The organism is Proteiniclasticum aestuarii (assembly GCF_017368455.1).
Classification (GTDB): Bacteria; Bacillota; Clostridia; order Clostridiales; family Clostridiaceae; genus Proteiniclasticum; species Proteiniclasticum aestuarii.
The window spans coordinates 54,093-76,550 of the sequence record NZ_JAFNJU010000008.1; the positions used below are offsets into that span (position 1 = coordinate 54,093).

The following is a 22,458-nucleotide window of genomic DNA, read 5'->3' on the forward strand; positions in this document are numbered from 1 at the left end:
TCTCCTTTTCTCTATCTGTGTGCGTATCCGACAGCGTCCTTCACATGACTGAATCCATATTCTTTAAGCAGCTCTGGCAGACCCTCTATGATCTGCGGGCAGGCGTAGGGATTGACGAAATTCTCTGTGCCCACCGCCACGGCGCTGGCGCCCGCATAGAAGAACTCCAGGGCATCCTCTGCCGTTGAAATCCCGCCCATGCCGATGATGGGGATCTTCACCGCCTTGTAGACCTCATAGACCATCCTGACGGCCACAGGTTTAATGGCAGGCCCGGAGAGGCCCCCGGTTCCATTGGCAAGGACAGCTCTTCCGGTCTGAAGATCCAGCCGCATGCCCACCAGCGTATTGATCATGGTGATGCCGTCGGCGCCACCCGCCTCCACCGCTTTTGCCATGGCGGTGATGTCCGTCACATTGGGGCTGAGCTTCATGTAGACCGGCTTCTTCGAGACCGCCTTGATCTTCTTCGTCAGAGCATAGGCCACCTCCGGATCCTGACCGAAGAGGATGCCTCCTTCCTTCACATTAGGACAAGAGATGTTGATCTCCAGCGCCGCCACATTCTGCGACTGCGAAATCTTCTCCGCCACCCGGACATATTCCTCTTCCGTATATCCTGCCACATTGGCGATGATGGGCACCGGATACTGTTCCAGCCATGCAAGCTCCCGTCTTACTCCTTCCAGGCCCGGATTCTGAAGCCCGATGGCGTTCAGCATCCCCGCCGGCGTTTCCGCAAGTCTCGGCATATTGTTTCCGCGTCTGGGCGCCTCCGTCACCGCCTTCACCATGATGGCGCCTAGAAGGCCCAGATCATAATACTCTGCGAATTCTCTTCCGAATCCGAAGCAGCCTGAAGCCGGCATCACAGGATTCTTGAGATTCAGTCCAGGGAGATTCACCGCCAGCATATCCTTATTCATAAACCACCTCGCCCAGCCTGAATACAGGTCCGTCCTTGCATACCCGCTTCAGTCCATCTTTCGTTTCCGTCATGCATCCGTAGCAGGCGCCGATGCCGCAGGCCATCCGCTCCTCAAAGGAGAGATAGCCTTTCTTCTTATCCTGATAGGCTTCATCCAGGCTTCTCAGCATGGCTCTGGGACCACAGGCGTAGAGGGTATCAAAATCCTCCCCCATCTCTCGTATGGCATCGGTGACATATCCTTCTACTCCTACAGAACCGTCCTCCGTGGCGATCAGCACCTTTCCCAGCTTCAGAAAATCCTTCTGGCAGAAGACACTGGCTTCATCTCGAAAACCCAGCACCGTCACAATCTCCACCCCATTCTCCCTGAGCCTTTTTCCCAGCTCATAAAGTGGAGGCACACCGACGCCCCCGCCTGCAAGAAGCACCTTCCGGCTTTCATCCTGCACAGGAAACCCTGTGCCCAGAGGTCCCAGCACGTCCAGATGCTCCCCTTCCTTCAGGAAGCTCATCAGCTCGGTGCCTCTCCCCAGCACCTTGTAGATGATGGTCAGAGTCTTCTCCTTCTCATCGGCATCGAAGATGGAGATGGGGCGTCTCAGCAGAGGCTCCATCCCTTTGCCCACTCTGATGTTGAGAAAGGTTCCGGGAGAGAGGGTCTTGAAGTCCACTTCCTCCGCCGAAAGCTTCATGCGAAACACTTTCTTGGCAATGGATTCATTGGTCAGGATCTTCATCTTCATCACTTTACTCATTGAATTCCTCCTAATAGGCTTCCACAGATAAGTTCATGGATTCCAGTACATTTAAAATGGCTGCTGCCGTATCCAGCGACGTCAGGCAGGGGATGTTGCTTTCCACGGATTCTCTTCGGATGAGAAAGCCGTCGGAGATGAAATCTCTTTTTGCCATAGAGAAGGTGTTCACCACAAACTGCACTTTCCTTCCTCTTATGACATCCAGTACCGTTTCCTCTCCTTCCCCGATCTTTTCGACCCCCTGGGCTTTGAGGCCATGCTCTTCAAGAAATCTTCTGGTGCCCTCCGTGGCCACCAGGCCGTAGCCGATGTCACTGAAGCGCCTCGCAAGAGACAGAGCTTCCTCCTTGTCCCGGTCTCCGATGGTGAAGAGCACCTTTCCGTATGCTCGCATCTCGAACCCTGCAGCGATCATGGCCTTATAGAGCGCTTTGTGGAGAGACCCATCTCTTCCGATGACTTCTCCCGTGGATTTCATTTCCGGTCCCAGGGCAATGTCCACCTTTCTCAGCTTTCCGAAGGAGAACACCGGCATCTTCACGGCATACTGCTTCTCTTCCGGCAGAAGGCCCAGCGGAATGTTCTGCTCTGTAAGGCTTACCCCAAGGATGGCCTGAGTGGCGATATCCGCCATGGGCATCCCGGTGATCTTGCTGAGAAAAGGCACCGTTCTGGAGCTTCTTGGATTCACTTCCAGCACAAAGACCTTGCCGCTCTGGTCCACCACAAACTGGATGTTGTAGAGACCCACGATGTCAAGCCCTCTTCCGATCCGCTCCGTGTAGTCCACGATGATGTTTCTCGTTTCTTCGGACAGGGAGATGGGCGGATACACTGCCATGGAATCTCCCGAGTGGACCCCCGCACGCTCGATATGCTCCATGATGCCTGGTATCATGATGTTTTTCCCATCGGATATCGCATCCACTTCGCATTCCACTCCGGTGAGGTATTTGTCCACAAGAATTCCTTCCGTCTTTGTCTCTTCCGGCAGCTTGTTCATGTAGAGCGTAAGCTCCTCCTCCCTATGGATGATTTCCATGTTTCTTCCGCCCAGTACATAGGAGGGGCGAAGAAGAACCGGATACCCTATTTCTTCCGCAGTGCTTCTGGCATCCTTATTGTCATGCACCACGCTTCCTTCCGGCATGGGGATGAAGAGTTCTTTCAGCTTCTTCTCGAAGAGATCCCGGTCTTCTGCAAGGTCGATGCTTTGAAGGCTCGTGCCCAGAATTCTTACCCCTCTTCTCTCCAGACCTTCAGCCAGATTGATGGCGGTCTGACCGCCGAACTGGACGATGACGCCCATGGGCTTCTCCAGCTCCACCACATGCATCACATCCTCCAGGGTCAGGGGCTCGAAGTAGAGCTTGTCGGAAATGGAGAAATCCGTGGAGACGGTCTCGGGATTGTTGTTTATGATGATGGCTTCATAGCCCAGCTTTCTGATGGACCAGACGCAGTGGACCGTGGCATAGTCAAACTCCACACCCTGACCGATGCGTATGGGACCGGAGCCTAGAACGATGACCTTTTTCCGGTCTGATGCCACCGATTCATTTTCCACCTGATAGGTGGAGTAGTAGTAAGGCGTTTCTGAACCGAACTCCGCCGCGCAGGTGTCCACCATCTTGTAGACCGGGCGAAGGGAAAGTGCTCTTCTCATCCCTTCCACTTCTTCTTCCGTGATTTCACACACCTTCGCAAGGGCTGCATCGGAGAAGCCCATCTTCTTCGCTTCCGGAAGAATCTCTTCAAGAGGCTCCTTCTGCATGCGAAGCTCCAGATCCGCGATACTTTTCAGCTTATGGAGAAAAAACAGATCCATCTTCGTTCCTTCTTCTATGCTTTCCAGCGCGACTTCTCTAAGAAGCAGCTCGTAGATCACAAAGAGTCTGTCGTCTTCCGCCCGGGACAGCAGAGCGAGAAGCTTTTCCGTTTCGATGTCCTTGTATTTCGGAAGACTCAGCTGGTCTGCCTTGATTTCCAGGGAGCGCACCGCCTTTAGTAAGCCTTCCTCAAAGGAGCTTCCCAGGGACATGACTTCTCCCGTGGCCTTCATCTGGGTACCCAGCTTTCTGTTGGCCGACTGGAACTTGTCGAAGGCGAACCGGGGCAGCTTCACCGCGATGTAGTCGATGGCTGGTTCAAAGGAGCAGTAGGAGGCCTGGGTCACAGGATTCACAAGCTCATCGAGTCTGTATCCCAGCGCAATCTTCGATGCCACCTTGGCGATGGGGTATCCCGTGGCTTTAGACGCCAGGGCGGAAGACCTGGACACTCTCGGATTGACTTCAATGATGAAGTACTGAAAGCTTTTGGGATCCAGCGCCAGCTGCACGTTGCATCCGCCCCTTATATCCAGTGCCCGGATGATCTTGAGTGATGCATCTCGGAGCATCTGCACCTCCTTGTCCGTCAGGGTCTGAACCGGAGCCACCACAATGGAATCTCCCGTATGGATCCCTACAGGGTCCACATTCTCCATGGAGCAGACCACGATGGCTGTATCATTTTCATCTCTCATGACTTCAAATTCGATTTCCTTCCATCCTGCGATGGACATCTCGATGAGGCACTGTCCCACGGGGGAAAGACTGAGTCCGTTTTCCACGATGGCCTTCAGCTCCGCCTTGTCTTTTGCGATGCCTCCTCCGGTTCCACCCATGGTGAAGGCGGGCCGCACGATGACGGGATAGCCGATCTCATCCGCGAAGCGAAGGGCTCCCGCCACATCCTGGGTGATGAAGGAAGGCGGTACAGGCTCTCCGATTTCCTTCATGAGGCTTCGGAAGACTTCCCTGTCCTCCGCTTTCTCGATGGCCTTAAGGTCCGTGCCTAGAACCTCCACATGAAACTCAGAAAGGATGCCGTCTTTGTGCAGCTCCATGGCCATGTTGAGGCCTGTCTGTCCTCCTAGGGAAGGAAGCAGGGCATCGGGTCTTTCCTTTCGGATGATCTTCTTCAGAAAAGGAAGGGTCAGAGGCTCCATGTAGACTCTGTCTGCCATTTCTTTGTCCGTCATGATGGTGGCCGGATTGGAATTCACAAGTACCACCTCGATGCCTTCTTCCCTGATGGCCTGGCAGGCCTGGGTCCCCGCATAGTCGAATTCCGCAGCCTGTCCGATGATGATGGGTCCTGATCCGATGACCAGGATCTTTTTCAGATCTTCTCTCTTTGGCATTTACTCTACCTCCCCGTTTTCCATGAGTCTTTTAAATTCCTGATAGAGGACCCTGGCGTCCCTGGGTCCTGGTGAACTTTCCGGATGAAACTGCACCGAGAATGCCTTCCTGCCAGGAAGCACCAGGCCTTCTATGGACCCATCGTTGACGCAGCTGTAGAGAACAGACAGACCGGTCCCTTCAAGGGATGCACTGTCCACCTCATAGCCATGGTTCTGACTGGTGATGAGGACCTTTCCGCTTCGATGGTCCCGCACGGCGTTGTTTCCGCCCCGATGACCGAACTTCATCTTCCTGGTCTTCGCCCCTGCCGCCAGTGCCAGAAGCTGATGGCCCATGCAGATGCCAAAGAGCGGAACCTGCCCTAAGAGCCCTTTCACTGTTTCTATGGGGACCAGCGCATCCTCCGGATTTCCAGGACCGTTTGAGAGGAGCACCCCATCAGGGTTCTGCTCCAGAATCTCTTCTGCACTGGTGTCGTGGGGCACCACGGACACATGATAGCCTTCCTCCAGAAGCCCCTTCAGGATCCCCGCTTTCATGCCGAAGTCCATGAGGACGACCCTCTTGCCGCCGCCTGGTACATCGTAGGCATTCTTCGTGGACGCCCGCTCGATGTGATTGGTGAAGAAGGGATGACGATCGATCTTTTCAAGGCACTCTGAAAGTGGCATCTCCGCTGGAAGGATGGCGCCTTTCAGTGCACCCTTTTCACGAATGTGCCTCGTGAGCTGCCTGGTGTCTATCCCGGAAAGGCCTGGGAGTCTGTATTTCTCCATGTAGGCTTCCAGCGTCTTTTCGCTTCTGAAATTCGAAGGATGGGTGCAGTGCTCTCTTACAATCAGTGCCGAGAGAAAAGGTCTCAGCGACTCATAGTCCTCCCGGTTGATCCCGTAATTTCCAACCAGTGGGTAAGTCATGACCAGCATCTGGCCCAGGAGGGAGGGGTCTGTGAGAAGCTCCTGATAGCCCGACATGGAGGTGGCGAAGACCACTTCTCCATAGACATCTTCCTTGTACCCGAAGGCTTTTCCATGAAATTCGCTGCCGTCTTCCAGCACAAGTTTCTTATTCAATGATCTTTCCTCCTTCTACGATGGGTATTCCTTCCAGCATCACGGTCTCCACTTTTCCTCTCACTTCCCAGTTCTCAAAGGGCGTATTCTTCCCCTTGGAAGCGAAGGTTTCGCTTCTTATGACCCAGTCTCTTTCCAGGTCGATGAAGGTGAGGTCCGCACTTGCCCCTTCTTCCAGCCTGCCATAGGGCAGTCCAATGATTTCCGATGGACCTTCCGTCATGGCTTCCACCAGTCTTTCCAGTGTCAGGTGTCCTTTCTCCACCAGATGGGTATAAAGAAGGGCAAAGGATGTTTCCAGACCCACAATGCCGAAGGCACTGCCTTCCAGGCCTTTCTCCTTGTCCTCTCTGGTGTGGGGTGCATGGTCTGTGGCGATGGCGCCGATGACGCCTTCCCGCAGACCTCTCACCAGAGCTTCCCGGTCTCTTTCGCTGCGCAGCGGCGGATTCATCTTGAAGTTTCCATCTTCTCTAAGATGGTTCTCCGTGAGAAGCAGATGATGGGGCGTCACTTCTCCCGTGACCGGAGCGCCATCTCTCTGGGCTCTTTCAAGGGCCCGGACGCCGCCTGAGGTACTCATGTGGCAGATGTGGTAGCGGCATCCCGTGGCCTCGCTCAAAGCCAGGTCTCTCAGGATCTGAAGGTCTTCCGTGAGGGAATGGATGCCTCTGTGTTCATGTTCTATTGCATAGTCTCCCTGATGGATGTATCCACCAAAGAGCATGGAGTCTTCCTCGCAGTGGGCGGTGATGATGCCATCAAGCTCTTTGATGCTTCGCATGGCCTGATACATAAGCCCTGCGCTCTGAACCCCTTTCCCGTCATCGGAGAAGCCTATGACTCCTTCCTTGTCCATGGCAGTGAAGTCCACCAGCTCCATGCCCTTTTCTCCTTCTGTGATGGCGCCATAGCTTTTCACCCGGATGAGGCTGTCTGTTTCCGCTTTCCTGTGAAAGGCCTTCAGCTTTTCCGGTGTATCGGGCACCGGGTCGGTGTTGGGCATGGCCACGATGGTGGTGTATCCGCCAAGGGCAGCGGCTCTGGATCCGGTTCGGATGGTCTCCTTCTTTTCTCCGCCAGGCTCTCTCAGGTGCACATGGATGTCCACAAATCCCGGTGTCACCAGCATCCCTCTGGCATCGTACACTTCCTCGCCCTTTTTCTCTGAAAGTTTTTCTCCGATCTCGAAGATTCTTCCTTCATGGATTCTGATTTCACAGGGCTCTGTCTCATTTCCTTCTCTGATTCTTACTGCATGGATGATCTTCATGAATTCCCCTCCGCAAGTGCTCTTTCCAGTACCGCCATTCTGACATAGACGCCGTTTCTCATCTGTCTCATGATTCTGCTTTTTTCGCATTCCACCACTTCGTCTGTGACTTCCCACCCTCTGTTCACCGGAGCAGGATGCATGAGTATGGCGGAAGGCTTCATGAGGGAGATTCTCTTCTCATTCATGCCATAGTCTCTGTTGTAGCTTTCGCAGTCCACCACGGATTTCACTTCATGGCGCTCATGCTGGACTCTGAGCATCATGACGATATCCATCTCACCGATGATCTCATCCATGTCGTGATAGGTTCTCTTTTTCTCCTGGAAGATTTCTGGTGCACTCTGGTACACTTTCATGCCCAGTCTCTCCATGACTTCCATATTGGAATGGGCCACCCTGGAGTGGGAGATGTCTCCTGCAATGAGGACCTTCAGCCCTTCAAAGCTTCCGAACTCTTCTCTGATGGTCAGAAGATCCAGAAGACTCTGGGTCGGATGATCTCCGCTTCCGTCTCCGCCGTTTAAAACCGGTATAGAGAGCTTTCCGCGAAGGGCTTCATAGTACTTGTCCTCTTTGGATCGGATCACCAGGGCATCTGCCCCGATGGCTTCATAGGTCTTTGCCGTGTCGTAGAGACTTTCTCCTTTCTTCAGGCTGCTTCCTTCGGGAAACAGATCCATGTTCTGCATCCCCATTTTCTTTTCTGCCATGATAAAGGACTGGTGTGTTCTGGTGCTGGGCTCAAAAAAAAGATTCCCCACGATCCGATCCGGAAAGTGTGAAACCTCACCATTTTTAAACGCCATAGCACGATTGAGTAAAGAATTAATTTCATTGATTTCAAGTTCTCTTAAGCTGAACAGATTTCTTTCCATAATAAAAACCTCCTTTACCCGCGGTAAAAAGAGGTCAGTTAACCATAACAGATGAAAGCGGAGCTGTAGACTCCTGCCTTGATCATAAAGTATTCTTCTTCTCTTTTCAGCCTCACGGGACTGATTTAAAGTGTTCTTTTAGATTTTATAGCGGATTGTTTCTCCTGTCAACCGGAAATGTCAACTATTTATCATTGTTCACAAAGAAACCGTTGCCATGAAAAAGGCTGGTGAAATCGGCTTTCCTGCATCTTTTTCAGCCCAGAAACGTCGAAAGAAGATAGAAGATCTGGGGAAAGATAGACACTGCACCCATGAGCCTCGCAATCTGGATCATGGCCACATCCGAGCCTGAAACCCCCAGGTCCGAAGCGATGAGGGCCATATCCGATGCGCCTGCCGGAGAGGAGGAAAGAATGGCCTGTGACAGCGGCAGCTCATATCGCTTGGCGAGAAAATGTCCGATGAGATAGCAGGTCAGGATATTCAGCACCACCATGATGAGCGCAGGCAGAATCAGAAGCTTAAGATCCGCAAAATCCTGATAGCTGAAGTGACTGCCGATATAAGCGCCTGAAAACAGCTGCGCCATTCTTTTGAACCACATGGGAAACATGACTTCCAGCTTGAGAATCTTCAGAATCACCACACTGATCATGGCGAAGATCAATGTGCCCGCCGGTACGCCTAGAACATCGCCGAGGTACCCCGCAAGAAACGCCACGATAAGTGCTGACCAGAGCTTCACACTTCCAAAAGGCGATACCTTTTTCTCAATGAGAGACGGCTTCTCCTTCGCTGCACTTTCTTTGGGCTCATACCGGATGAGAAGCGGCACCACCGCAATCCCGGATACCAGACGGACAAACTGCAGCACCGTGACCTTAGCCGCATCGGCGCCAAGGTCTGCCGCGATTAAGGGCGTATCACTGATTCCTCCTGGTACAGCGGACAGAAACGAGGTGAGCAGATCCAGCGGGCTCGTCAGATAGATGAGCACCCCCACCACCAGATTTGTCGCAAAGAGACCCATGAGCAGCGTCAGAATGGGCCGGATGAGATATTTCATTCGGGGAAAGTTCTCTCTTTTCACACTCATTCCGATGTAGGCCCCCGCAATGCACTGGGCCACGAATCGAAATTCCGATGGTATATGAACGAAATCCGTATTGATGTTCAGAACCGCCACGGTCAAAACGCTCCCGAGCATCATGCCTCCGGGTATGCGCAGTTTATGAAGAACAAAGCCTCCCAGAAAGGCCAGAAAAATCGTCAGTGCCAGATAATCCATACTCCATGCATCTCCTGTTGTAAACTTATACTCTACTTCTTATTCTATCGGATATAACCAGACTATACTGTACTTTCCATGTATTATTTTTCTGATTCACTACTTCTTTCATGCTCAATTCCTTTGAATTTATCCTTTACCACCGGATGACTTTGATATATTCTAGTACTAACTGAAATGAATCTGTAGTATGGGATATCACATCCTATGGTTCTACAAACTTCACTGCTGCTGTCAACGGAGGAATTTTCTTATGACGCAACGTCCCAGCGCCATCTTTTATGCAGTGCTTGCTGCAGCTCTTTATGCCATCTCTTCACCTGTTTCAAAACTTCTTCTGGTGGAGGTTCCCCCCACCATGATGGCTGCCCTTCTTTATCTTGGTGCAGGCATCGGCATGTCTCTCATCGCTTTCTACCGGTACAGGCGGGGAAAGCTGAAAGAAGAGATGCGGCTCACAAAAAAAGAGCTTCCCTATACTGTGGGCATGATTGTCCTGGATATTCTGGCTCCGATTTTTCTCATGGTGGGCCTCACCATGACCACCCCGGCCACGGTGTCCCTGCTCAATAATTTCGAAATCGTGGCCACATCCCTCATCGCCTTATTCATTTTCAAGGAGTTCATCTCAAGAAGACTCTGGATCGCCATAGGACTCATCACGGTCTCCAGCATTCTCCTTTCCGTGGAGGACTTCTCCAATCTGTCCTTCTCCTTCGGTTCTCTTCTTGTGCTTCTGGCTTCCATAAGCTGGGGCTTCGAGAACAACATCACAAGAAAGCTTTCCGTGAAGGATCCCCTTCAGGTGGTCATCCTGAAAGGATTCGGCTCTGGACTGGGCTCTCTTCTCATTTCTCTGGCTCTGAAGGAAACCACAACGAATATACTCTACATCGCCCTTACACTCCTTCTGGGCTTCGTCGCCTACGGCATGAGCATTTACCTCTATGTCTATGCCCAGCGGTATCTGGGCGCTGCCAAGACCAGCGCCTACTATGCTGTAGCTCCTTTCATCGGAGCAGGTCTGTCGCTGCTGATCTTCCTGGAGATTCCTTCTCTCACCTTCCTCATCGCTCTACTCATCATGGTCATCGGAACCTATTTCGCATCCACGGACGCAAAATGATCCCTGATGAAAATGGATATGCATGGATATGAAAGAGCCGCCATGGAACCAGTTGACGAACTGGTTCCATGGCGGTTCTTGCTTTTTCTGCTGTAAGCTCCTACAGCATTTTCATCTATCTGTTTAGGTGTCTTTCTATTTTGTCCACTTTTCCAGTTCTTCTTCCGTAGCAAGGACCATATGGGTTCCACCGATATTGGTCAGGGTGCCCTTGGTATAATCGATGCCGCTGGAAGCATAGTCGTAGTTCATGGCCTTTCTGTCCCGCTCCGTGATGGGATTGGGATGCGGAATGGCGGACAGAAGCGATTTCGTGTACGGATGCACCGGATTCGAGAAGATCTCGTCCGTGGTGCCCGTTTCCACCAGATGACCATAATGCAGTACCCCGATTCGGTCTGAGATGTATTTCACCATGGACAGGTCGTGGGCGATGAAGAGATAGGCGATGTTGGTCTTCTGCTGAATCTCCTTCATCAGGTTCACCACCTGAGCCTGAATGGATACATCCAGCGCACTGATGGCTTCATCGGCGATGACCAGGTCCGGGTCCATGATCAGCGCTCTGGCGATGCCGATACGCTGACGCTGTCCACCGGAGAACTGATGGGGATAACGGTTGGCATGTTCATGGGATAGACCCACCAGGTCTAGAATGTCGTAGACTTTCTTTTTTCTTTCCTCCGCGTTCATTTCAGGGTGGTGGATGTCCAGACCCAGAGCGATGAGATCCAGTACTTTCTTTCTTGGATTCAGAGATGCCATAGGGTCCTGAAAAATCATCTGCATGTTCATGCGAAGGGCTTTGTTGGTGTCCTTGTCGAGCTTTCCGGATATGTCCATGCCGTTGAAGAGGATTTCTCCCCCTGTGGGTTCATAGAGCCTGATGACCGAGCGTCCGATGGTGGATTTACCACTTCCGGATTCTCCCACCAGACCATAGGTTTCTCCAGGATAGATGTCAAAGGAGACGCCATCCACTGCCTTGACATAGAACTTTCTTGACACCTTGAAGTGCTGCTTCAGATTTCGTACTTGAAGGAGCGGTTTTCTATCTTCCATTCTCCATGACCTCCTTCCTCATGACTTCGATTCTTGCTCTCAGCTGCTCGGGCATATCCACTTTGGGTGCGTCCTCATGAAGCAGCCAGGTGCTGGCATAATGGGTATCGGTGATCTTGAACATGGGCGGCTCTTCTCTGTAGTCGATATTCAGCGCATACAGATTTCTCGGTGCGAAAGGATCCCCCTTCACCTGATTCAGAAGATTCGGAGGGCTTCCCGGAATGGCATAAAGGGAGTCTTCCGTCTTCTCCAGACTCGGGATTGCTGATAAGAGGCCCCAGGTATAGGGATGACGGGGATCAAAGAAGATCTCCTCCGTGGTTCCTTTTTCAATGAACTTTCCGGCATACATAACAGCCACATAATCCGCCACCTTGGCCACAACACCCAGGTCATGGGTGATGTAGATGACCGAAATGCCAAGCTTTTTCTGGATGTCCTTGATGAGCTCCAGAATCTTCGCCTGGATGGTCACATCCAGGGCCGTGGTAGGTTCATCACAGATCAGCACTTCCGGATCGCAGGACAGGGCTATGGCGATGACCACTCTCTGCCTCATCCCACCGGAGAGCTGATGCGGATAGTTCTTCATTCTTTTTTCAGGTTCAGGAATACCCACGAGATCCAGCAGCTCTATGGCTTTCTTTCTCGCTTCCTCCCTGCTCTTGCTGTAATGATAGATCATGCCCTCCATGACCTGTGCCCCGATGGACATGGTGGGGTTTAAGGACGTCATGGGGTCCTGAAACACCATGGCGATTCTTTTTCCGTTGATTCGTTTTCGCATCTGATTCTTGGACAGTTTCAGAAGGTCCTCATGGATGATTTCTTCTCCTCTTCTGTAGGTGAAATCAATGGTTCCACTGTTGATGGTCTCATTGCCCGATAAAATACCCATGATGGCCTTTACCGTAACGGACTTTCCGCTGCCGCTCTCACCGACGATGGCGACGGTGTCGCCCTTGTACAGGGTGAAATCCACACCACGAATGGCTTTGATCTCACCGGCTGACGTCTTGAACGAGATGGACAGGTTTTTCATATCCAGTACAACTTCTTTTTGCATATCATTCACCTACATTTCTTTCATTTTAGGATCAAAAGCATCCCTTAAACCGTCAGCGAGAAGATTGAAACTCAGCATGATGACAGCAAGGACAATCACCGGGAACACGATCATATAGGGATGTGTGGTGAAGGACTTGAAGGCATCACTGATGAGGGATCCCAGAGAAGCGTTCGGTGCCGGCACGCCCAGTCCGACGAATGCCAGGAAGGCTTCCGTGAAAATGGCATTGGGCACGGAAAACATCGACATGATGATCAGCTGTCCGAAGATGTTCGGCAGGATCTCCTTGAAGATGATGAAGAAGTCTTTGGCGCCCAGGGTCTTGGATGCCAGAATGAACTCCTGTTCCTTCAGCTTCAGCACCTGCGCTCTCGCCACACGGCTCATGCCGATCCAGCCCGTCAGGGCCAAGGCGAGGGTGATGGTGAAGAGCCCCGGTTTCATGACGATGATGAGAAGTGTGACCAGAACCAGCGTCGGAATGCCATTGAGCACTTCAGAGAATCTCTGCATGATCATATCCACTCTGCCGCCGAAGTATCCGGAGATGAGGCCATAGCTCATACCAAAGAGCATATCCACCAGCACCGCCACCAGGGCGATGTAGAGGGAGATTCTGGTACCGGTCCAGGTTCTCGTGAAGATGTCACGACCTAGGACGTCCGTACCGAACCAGTAGTAGGTATCTTCCAGACCCGTCTCTTTTTCAGGGTCCACATATTTATTGATTTCCACAACCCCTGTGGAGGTGTTCATGGTTTCCGCACCATCAAAGATTCCGATGCCCAGGTTTTCAATGGCCTTGATTCTCGGTGCCAGATTCTGGTGCTGTATGATCTGAGAGTCATAGGTGTATTCATTCATGCCGGGTCCCACAACGGCCATGAGGATGATGAGCAGAATGAAGATCAGACCGAAGATGGCCCCTTTGTTCTTCACGAATCTCATGAGGATGTCTTTCCAGTAGGATTCCTTCGCATAGGTTTCATCCACGAAATCGTCCTGGTCCTTTCTCACCAGCTGAAAATCATCAGGTTTGAATTCTATTGTCTGATTATTCATGGAGATCCTCCTTTGCAAGTCTGATTCTCGGATCGATGATGCCGTAGAGTATATCCACCACCAGCATGATGGAGATGAACATGACGCTGTAGACAAATGCCAGGGCAATGATCACATTGTAGTCATTGGACTGGATGGCCGTAACCATGAGCGATCCGATGCCTGGGATGGAAAACAGCTTCTCGATGACAAGGCTTCCTGTCATCAGGCTGACAATGAGCGGTGCAAGCACCGTGATGATTGGAATCAGGGCATTTCTCAGTGCATGGACGAAAATCAGCCTTTTACGGTCCACACCTTTACTTTCTGCAAGGAGCATATAGTCTGACCCCAGTACTTCCAGCATTTCCGTTCTCGTGAACCTGGCCACCGTGGCAATGGTGAACATACTCAGCGCCACCGTAGGCAGAATCGTCGATTCGAAGGGCGCATCGATCTCATAGAGCAGCGGGAACCATTTCAGCTTGAATCCCATGGAATAGATCAGTGCCATGGCAAACACATAAGAAGGAAGACTGACACCCAGAACCGAAATCACAGTGGTCAGCGTATCGAAAATCGTATTATGCTTGATTGCAGCGATGAGTCCCAGCACGATCCCGATGATGGTACCGATGAAGACCGCCTGACCGCCGATCCGTAAAGAAAGGGGGAGTCTTGACTGCAGAAGCTGCGTAATCGGTGTATTCTTCGAAATATTGTAGGAAACGCCAAAATCCCCGGAAACCATGGCTTTCAGGTAGTTGAAGAATCTTACGAACACCGGTTTGTCCAGGCCGTATTTCGCATTGATGATGGCTCTCTGGGCATCGGTCAGCTTTTCATCATTGAACGGTGAGCCCGGCATGAGCTCCAGCATGATGAACAGAATAAAAAGAATGACCAGGAGCGTCAATGCGGAGATGCCGATACGTTTTAAAATATACTTTTTCATAAGCACTACTCCTCATAGATTTAGCTCGATAAACAGAAGAAGGACGCTGTATTTTCATGTGTTCTCAAACAGCGTCACACTCTTCTTTAGTTTTAAATATATAGGGTTAGAAGTAAACTAGTTTTTGGTTGCGTTCTTGAAGACTCTGTTGATACCCACGGAGTGGAATTCAACCCCTTCAACACCGCTTCTTACCATGACTGCATCACCTTTCTGGTATACAGGCATGATGACGGCTTCGTCCATGACGATCTTTTCCGCATCTTTCAGCGCTTCCCATCTGGCTTCCAGATCAAGAGCAAGGTCGCCCTTCTTGGCATCTTCGATGATGGCATCATATTCCGCATTGGACCATGAACCATAGTTGTTGGAACTTCCAGTTGTCCACATGTCAAGATAAGTCATTGGATCTGCATAGTCTGGGCCCCATCTTGTCAGAACAAGCTCATAGTCTCCAGCCTGCATTCTTTCCACACGATTCTTCTTTGGCATGGTCTGCAGTTCTACAGTGAGTCCTGGAAGAGTTGTCTGCCATTCGGACTGCAGGAACTGTGCCACGTTGATGGAAGCTTCAGTGTCTTCTACAAGCATGGTGTAGGTAAGTTCTGTAACGCCTAGCTCTGCAAGTCCTGCTTCAAAGTATTCTACTGCTTTCGCCTTATCGGTTTCAAGGTAGGTTCCGGCGGTTTCTCTGAAGTCCTTACCGTCTGGTCCTGTGGCCAGCATGGTAGGTACAGGGAAGTTTGCAGGAATGGATCCATCCTTCAGGATGTTATTGGCGATGGCGTCCTTGTCGAATGCAAGGGCCATACCGGTTCTGATGTTGACATTTTCAAGTCCAGCCACCAGCTGATTTGGAGAAACATACCACAGGTATCCTGCTACTACATTAACGAATTCAGGATCGTTCATGAACTGTTCCACCTGTTCTCCGGAAAGAGTCGCGATGTCAAGGTCTCCATTCTGATAGGAAAGCATGGTCTGCTGGGAATCCTTGATGACCTGGTACTGGATTCCATCCAGTGCTACAGCATCAGCATCCCAGTAGTCGGCATTCTTTTCCAGGGAAATGGTTGTCGCTGCTGGCTCGTAAGCGGTGACCTTGAAAGGTCCGTTTGCAAGCAGTGTTTCTGGAGAGGTTCCATAGTTGTCGCCGACGGATGTGAAGAACTCTTCATTCATAGGTAGGAAGGATGGGAAGGACATGAGGGATTCAAAGTATGGTACAGGGAAATCCAGTTCCACGACCAGTGTCTTCTCATCTTCCGCTGTAACGCCCAGCTCTTCTACTGCAACTTCACCGGATGAGATGGCATCTGCGTTCTTGACGCCCGCCACGCCCATGATGAAGGCATATTCACTGGCAACTTCAGGGTCTACCAGTCTTCTCCATGCGAAAACAAAATCGTCTGCTGTCACAGGAGTACCGTTGGACCAGTTTGCGTCTTTCAGCTTGAAAGTATAGGTCAGTCCATCTTCGCTCTTCTCCACGGTATCCACCATGGCTGGAATCGCTGAACCATCCGCATCTACGGAATAAAGACCTTCAGTCACTGCTGCGATGACTTCAAAGGAAGTTCCGTCTGTAGCAATCTGAGGATCCATGGAAGCCACTTCCACGTTGAACTGCACTTTCAGCACATTGTCGCCGTCTTCACCTGAGGGTTCTTCTCCTGGCGTTTCTGCTGGAGTTTCACCCGGCGTTTCAGCTGGCGTATCGGCATCTCCGCATGCTGTGATCATCATCACTGCAGCGAGGGCCATGGCCATTGCGAGTATTCTCTTTTTCTTCATGATATTCCTCCTTGTTTTTTTAGACTAATTCCTGTTACGGAAACATCTGTACACACCACCCGAACATTATTGTGAACAAAATGTATCGATGTGGTTGTTTTTTTATAATTATACATCTTACACCTCTCAAGTCAACAAAAATGAGATAATTTCTCCTATTATAATGATATTTGCTAAAATATTCCCTATTCCATTTGATGTAAACGTATCTAAATTACATAATATTATTGATTTATCAATTGATAATCTGAATCTTATCCGTATGATAATTTCATTATACCTCTTTGCATTCCGATTAAAGCCCTTCGATTCACAGAAAGAATACAAAATAGTACGGATTATATGCAGGATATCCTGCATGTAATCTGGAAATATGAAATTCAATTCTCATAATTATGCACCTTATACATCCGCTTCGGAAATCACTTAAAAGAAAAAAAAGGAATCCCCCGGCAGCTTTCACTGCCAGGGGAAACCAGGTCAGGACGGTTAAGATTCTAGTATTTGGTTGTATTATAGAAGCTGTTCATCTCCCAGTAAGGAACATAGGCTACACAATGCGCTGCGATGTAGATGTCTCCGCTGAACTTATCCTTCGGTGTATACTCGAATACTGTAGCCTGGTCAGGTACCAGAGGTTTGTATGGGAACTGTCCAGGGTCTGCAACAGTAACCGTTGTCTTACCAGTCTTCTTCTCAGGAAGCTTAGCCTTTCCAGCATACAGATGAACTTCCATCAGGCTGAAGCCTTCATTCATCACATATCTGAAGGTGACCTTTCCACCGATGTACTCTACATAAAGTGTGCCCGCGTTCAATGCCTTGCTGACATCGTTCTGACCAGCTCCAGTGTAGACGGTAAACTTATAGGAACCTTCAGTCAGCGGACCGTTGGTCCATCCCCAGTTGGCTGCAGTGACAAGTGTGTTGATCGGAATGGATTTACCTGGTTCCAGATAAGCCCATCCGGTCTCATCGTAGAGCCTTGGTCTGACTTCCACTGTCTCGCTGTCTTCATCGGTAATCTTATTTGGCAGTCCTCTTGGGTTTGCCAGAACGTATGCTGTATTTTCAAGCATACCGATATCAGCCACAGTCAGAAGTCTCTGATAGCTGTGCTCATCACTGGCCCCAGGTACAAGGGTTGTCACAAACTCAGGCATGCTTCCCAGCATGGTGTCATTCACTGCGATGTTCACAAGATCCACATCTCCTGTATTGGTGATCTTCACGGTGTAGGTCAAAGTGTCTCCCACGTGGGCAATATTGGTGTTTACGCTCTTTTCCAGGTCGATGCGAGGATGTACCAGATTCACGGTAGCGCTGGCGGACAGTTCGAAGCTGCTGATGGCCTCAAATCCCATAGGGCTGGCCATGAGCTTCACAGTGTTCTTGAGTTCTGTCCATCCGTACTTGGTCATATAATCCGGATCATCGGCTTCCTTCACCACATAGTTCACGGTGATGGTCTTGACAGCACCCGATGCCAGATTGAACGTCTCATCCAGCCCCAGCATCATATCCGTGACTCGGACCTTCATATCTGGTGCATAGCTTTCAGCGGTGAGGTTGGTGACCTTGATGGTGTAGACGATGGTGTCACCGACTTTGGAGATCTCCGTGTCAGCCATTTTTTCTATCTTGATATCCGGTGTAAAGAGCTTGATCTCATGGCTGTCCTCATCTGTCAGAACGTTGGGGAATCCCTTAGGAGATGCCGTAACAGAAGCTGTGTTCTTCAGAGGATTCGGGTCTCCTTCTTTGATGAGATAGCTGTATGTGTACTCCTTGCTGGCACCGGAAGCAAGCTCAGCATCTTTCACAACCAGTCCATAGACGTCATCTTCCACTGTGTAGACAAGATCCGGTGCATCCATGGAGCTCGTGTTTTTGACGATGATCTTGTAGGTGATGGTATCACCGATCATGGATACCGCCTTGTCAGCGGTCTTCTCGATGGTGATGCCCGGCTGGAAGAGGTTGATGGAGAAGGTACTGGTTTCAACAACTGGTTTTACAAACTGGCCATTGACATAATTGTAAGTGGCGGTGACTTTGTTTTCAAAAGGATCGCCTGCATTTTCCGGAATGACGAACTCCTTGGTGGCCGCATCTGTTTCACCAACGCCAAGTACTGTCTTTGTGAAGAGACTGGTCAGGTCAAAGTCGAAGGTTTCGTCATAGACCTTCACCAGTTCAAGTGGCACGTCTCCTGTGTTCTTGACTGTAAAGGTGTAGGTCACAGGGTCACCGATCTTCGATAACTCATCACTCTTCTTTGTGATTTCCAGCATCAGCATCAGCACTTTCGTGTCTGCAGAGGCTCTTCCCTTGTATTCATTCGGGAAGTTCTCAAAGGAGGTGACAAAGGTTACTATATTGGATATGATGGCACCTCTTTCCGCATCCAGTGGAATCATGTAATCGGTGGAAGCATCATCAAAGACCATGCTTTCGCCGGATTTCAGACTGAATGTCTTGGCATCGGCACCGACCCAGCCCAGCTTCTCATCTGTTACCACAAACTTCGTCTCCGGTGTATCCGCAGAGCTGGTGTTCTTGATGGTGATGATGTAATGAACAGTTTCGCCAGGTACAGCTTCTGACTTGTCTACCGTCTTCGCGATGCTGTAGGAAGGCTGGAACAGATCCACCACATGGCTGGAATCAGCGGTGAAGGATTTCTCGAAAGCACCAGATACATATTTATACTCTGCAGTGACCACATTCTTGAAAGGATCTTCTGCATCTTCAGGAATCACAAACTTCTTCGTGACTTCTTCGCTTTCTCCAGGTTTCAGTATGTCTTTCGTGAAGAGAGCAGTCAAGTCTTCCTTCATGGTCTCATCATAGATCTTCACCTTGTGGAGATCCACGGATCCGATGTTCTCGACAACGAACTTATAGGTGACTTCGTCACCGATCTTGGAGAACGCATCTCCGGTCTTGGTGATCTTCAGAGCAGGAACCAGCACTGTTGTTTCCACAGAGGCACTTCCTCTATATACGTTGGTGAAGTCATCAAATTTCGTGACAAAGGAGGCTTCATTCCTGATGATGGAGCCATCCAGCGCACCCGCAGGAATTACATAGTCCGTTTCAGGACCCTCAAACACTTTTTCCCCACCGGAAGCCAGATCAAAGGTCTTCGCATCTGCACCTGTCCATCCCAAAAGCTCATCTGTCAGGGTGAAGCGGGTCAGCGGCGTATCCTCTGAGCTGAGGTTCTTCACAGTGATCTTGTAGCGAACGGTCTCTCCAGGAATCGCTATAAGCTTATCTACAGTCTTCTCAATGCTGTATTCCGGCTGGAAGAGGTTCACGGAGAAATCAGAGGAAGCCTTGGCCTCCATCTCAAATGCACCGGCCACATATTTATAGACTGCAGATACCTTGTTGATGAATGGATCCGATGCGCCCTCAGGAATCATGAACGAGAAGCTCGCTGTATCCGTTTCTCCAACAGCCAAAGTATCTTTCAGGAATTTACTGGTGATATCCTCCATGAAGGTATCATCATAGACTTTGAACTTCTGAAGCGGTACATCACCGATGTTTTCAATGACAAAGTTGAAGGTGACAAGATCACCGATCTTCGATAATTCATCCCCGGTCTTTGTGATCTTGATTTCTGGCATCAGCACTTTCGTTTCTGCGAATGCGGATCCTTCATAGGTGTTCGGGAAGTCCATAAAGGAGGTGACGAAGGAAGCTTCATTCTTGATGATGGAGCCTCTGACGGCATCCGCAGGAATCATATAGTCGGTGGAAGCATCGCTGAATACCTTCTCTTCACCAGGTAACAGATCAAAAGTCTTCACATCGGCACCCGTCCAGCCCAGCAGTTCATCTGTCAGCACAAAGGAGGTCAGCGGTGTATCCGATGAGCTGTTGTTCTTCACCGTGATGGTGTAACGAACCGTCTCGCCAGGTACCGCACCTGCTTTGTCTACCGTCTTTGTGATCTCATAGTCCGGCTGGAAGAGGTTTGTTTCATGCTGCGCATCGGCTGTAGCTTCCGCACCCAGATAACTGTATATGGCCGTCACTTTATTGATAAACGGATCCACAGCGCCTTCAGGAATCGCCATTTCGAATTCATGGCTTTCTTCAGCACCTTTAAGCAGTGTTGCACCGAATCCACCGGGTACCGTCACCGCATCCAGAGGACCAAACTGATCATCCACGATGCTCTTAAGTTCCAGATCCACGTTTCCGGTATTCTTTACCGTCACTGTGAACTTGATGGTGTCACCGATTTTAGAAAGCAGATCCCCTGTCTTTACGACTTCGATCTTAGGGTCAGGCAGGAAGTTACCAAAATCGACACCTGAAATCACCAGATCTCCCGACGCAGGCATCATCATGGATGGAATATACCATCTCCAGCTGCCTTCACCAGGAACTTCCTCATAATAGGAGGTCGCACCGATGGGCAGCGACTCCACTTTATTCGGATAGGTCTGGAAGTAGTTCTCCTGCATCATCTCATGCACATAGAGCTCCGAGCCATAGGACAGGTCATTGAAGTAATAGTATCCCTCCGCATCCGTTGTCGTTGTGAGTGGAACTTCAATATCCTCTATAAACCCAACAAGGTTGATGGTCCAACCAGGAAGTCCGACTTCCCCTTCATCGTACATACCGTTGTTGTTGGCATCGAGGAATTTTCTTCCTGTCACATCACGATAGGTCTCGGGGGTATCAGGGAGCTGTACATCTCTTGAACCCTTGGCATCCAGCATCCCGAAGTGTCCACTGGAACCCGGCGAAGGACCTGCGCCATAATCGACGGGATCAAAATTCAGTTCGTCGAAGATATATCCGCCCCAGCTTGCTGGTGCACCCTCCGTATAGTAATCCTGCAGATTTCTCGAATAGATGGAGGTTCTTGCCAGATGAAATTCAAAATAGATGTAGAAATCATCCACCACATTCGGGTCTTTTCCTTCCGCAATCAGTGCATTGATGATATCCTCCGCTGTTACGATGAAACACCTCTTCTCATCAAAGACATCTCCGATTCCACCGATGGTACCCGTCTCCGCAGAGCGGTTGATCTGTTCGTTGGGCAGGTTCAGCAGGGAGTATCCGCTCCACGCATTTTCTCCAGGATGATTCTGTGCGATATTCACAAGTTCCGGTGTTCCAAGGGGATAAGCTGTTCCATCCGCTTTTGGCCATCCTTCGGCATTTGTAAGCTCTCTGGTTCCTACCTGTATCCCTTTGACAAGGTCCACAAATATACCATGCTCCGCTCCACCATTCATCGGATAGACCGACGTGTACCAGAATGTCAGATCCGGGAAATTCTCAAATCCGGGATATAGAGACTGAAAATCCGAAATATGGGCTCTGCCAGGGAAAGTCTCTCCTTCCTGATAGGATTTCGCCAGATTACCTGTGGTCCAGTCTCCCGTCCAGTCCTTCGTATCAACATTGTACCCCTCCAGTGTCACACTGCCGTCATATGCTGCAGCTTCAACAATCTTCGGTGTAAATCCGAGAGTCATCACCATCAAAAACGCAATCAGTAACGAAGGGAATTTCATTACATTTCGATGACGCGTTTTATAGGCAGCCATTTTTTACACTTCCTTTCCCGCATAAGCGGACTCGAGAAACAAGCATCCATCAAACCCGATCCGATGAATAATTCGGATGAATAAGACCAGATGAATAGCGGAACACTCTTTTCTCGCAAGAGAAGCTCTATTCGATGAATGACCATACACCACCTCGAAGATAGAGTGATATTGCATATAATTTTATTTTAATTAAATAAATGGAACAAAAAATTTCTCATGAAGTATTGTGTAATGTAGCTTTTTCACAAGTATAATCAGAATTACAACCCCATGAATCAGCTGATATTTCAATCTGATTATATCAACAATCCGATTCATACACAACCATATCAGTGGGCTTCGTCAAAAGTTAACAAAATGGGCCCTTCATTCTCACAATTCATATTTGTATCAATATCCACATCATTATTTCTTACTAAATTTAA

General features: G+C 50.0%; 14 protein-coding genes. 1 reads left to right on the plus strand and 13 read right to left on the minus strand.

The annotated features are described in order from the left end of the window. Positions 1-11: 11 nt before the first annotated feature. From J3A84_RS10880 to J3A84_RS10910, 7 genes are all read right to left on the minus strand, one after another. Positions 12-926, minus strand: coding sequence for a dihydroorotate dehydrogenase (locus tag J3A84_RS10880; RefSeq protein ID WP_207600062.1), 915 nt, complete (start codon positions 924-926; stop codon positions 12-14). Beyond that, a complete protein-coding gene (locus tag J3A84_RS10885) occupies positions 919-1,686 on the minus strand; it encodes a dihydroorotate dehydrogenase electron transfer subunit (RefSeq protein WP_242694170.1) in 768 nt (255 codons plus the stop codon). The genes J3A84_RS10880 and J3A84_RS10885 overlap by 8 nt, the downstream gene beginning before the upstream one ends. A 10-nt stretch (positions 1,687-1,696) precedes the next feature. Next, entirely contained in the window at positions 1,697-4,876 is a 3,180-nt protein-coding gene (carB, locus tag J3A84_RS10890; RefSeq protein WP_207600063.1) for a carbamoyl-phosphate synthase large subunit, read from the minus strand. Further along, positions 4,877-5,953 (minus strand): carbamoyl phosphate synthase small subunit, encoded by a 1,077-nt coding sequence (locus J3A84_RS10895; RefSeq protein WP_207600064.1) that lies wholly within the window; start codon positions 5,951-5,953, stop codon positions 4,877-4,879. Next, complete coding sequence (locus J3A84_RS10900; protein WP_207600065.1) at positions 5,946-7,226, minus strand: dihydroorotase; 1,281 nt, start codon at positions 7,224-7,226, stop codon at positions 5,946-5,948. Before J3A84_RS10900 ends, J3A84_RS10895 begins: the two co-directional genes overlap by 8 nt. After that, complete coding sequence (locus tag J3A84_RS10905; RefSeq protein ID WP_207600066.1) at positions 7,223-8,104, minus strand: aspartate carbamoyltransferase catalytic subunit; 882 nt, start codon at positions 8,102-8,104, stop codon at positions 7,223-7,225. Before J3A84_RS10905 ends, J3A84_RS10900 begins: the two co-directional genes overlap by 4 nt. Before the next feature lie 256 nt (positions 8,105-8,360). Then, positions 8,361-9,395 carry an AbrB family transcriptional regulator gene (locus tag J3A84_RS10910; protein WP_207600067.1) on the minus strand — a complete coding sequence of 345 codons (1,035 nt, stop codon included), beginning with the start codon at positions 9,393-9,395 and terminating at the stop codon, positions 8,361-8,363. Positions 9,396-9,648: 253 nt separating this feature from the next. On the opposite strand from J3A84_RS10910, the gene J3A84_RS10915 reads away from it, so the two are divergent. Further along, the gene (locus tag J3A84_RS10915) at positions 9,649-10,521 is read left to right on the plus strand and encodes a DMT family transporter (protein WP_207600068.1); all 873 of its coding nucleotides are present in this window, start codon (positions 9,649-9,651) and stop codon (positions 10,519-10,521) included. Positions 10,522-10,656: 135 nt separating this feature from the next. Here the strand turns inward: J3A84_RS10915 and J3A84_RS10920 are convergent, their stop codons facing one another. The 6 genes from J3A84_RS10920 to J3A84_RS10945 all read right to left on the minus strand — a co-directional run bounded on the left by J3A84_RS10920 (position 10,657) and on the right by J3A84_RS10945 (position 22,030). Next, positions 10,657-11,583: an ABC transporter ATP-binding protein gene (locus J3A84_RS10920; protein WP_207600069.1), complete on the minus strand. Its 927-nt coding sequence runs from the start codon at positions 11,581-11,583 to the stop codon at positions 10,657-10,659. Continuing rightward, the gene (locus J3A84_RS10925) at positions 11,573-12,652 is read right to left on the minus strand and encodes an ABC transporter ATP-binding protein (protein ID WP_207600070.1); all 1,080 of its coding nucleotides are present in this window, start codon (positions 12,650-12,652) and stop codon (positions 11,573-11,575) included. Before J3A84_RS10925 ends, J3A84_RS10920 begins: the two co-directional genes overlap by 11 nt. 9 nt (positions 12,653-12,661) lie before the next feature. Further along, the gene (opp3C, locus tag J3A84_RS10930) at positions 12,662-13,717 is read right to left on the minus strand and encodes an oligopeptide ABC transporter permease (protein WP_207600071.1); all 1,056 of its coding nucleotides are present in this window, start codon (positions 13,715-13,717) and stop codon (positions 12,662-12,664) included. After that, positions 13,710-14,651 carry an ABC transporter permease gene (locus tag J3A84_RS10935; protein ID WP_207600072.1) on the minus strand — a complete coding sequence of 314 codons (942 nt, stop codon included), beginning with the start codon at positions 14,649-14,651 and terminating at the stop codon, positions 13,710-13,712. The genes opp3C and J3A84_RS10935 overlap by 8 nt, the downstream gene beginning before the upstream one ends. Before the next feature lie 117 nt (positions 14,652-14,768). Next, positions 14,769-16,445 carry a peptide ABC transporter substrate-binding protein gene (locus J3A84_RS10940; protein ID WP_207600073.1) on the minus strand — a complete coding sequence of 559 codons (1,677 nt, stop codon included), beginning with the start codon at positions 16,443-16,445 and terminating at the stop codon, positions 14,769-14,771. A gap of 497 nt (positions 16,446-16,942) precedes the next feature. After that, positions 16,943-22,030 carry a DUF7507 domain-containing protein gene (locus J3A84_RS10945; protein ID WP_207600074.1) on the minus strand — a complete coding sequence of 1,696 codons (5,088 nt, stop codon included), beginning with the start codon at positions 22,028-22,030 and terminating at the stop codon, positions 16,943-16,945. Positions 22,031-22,458: the final 428 nt, after the last annotated feature.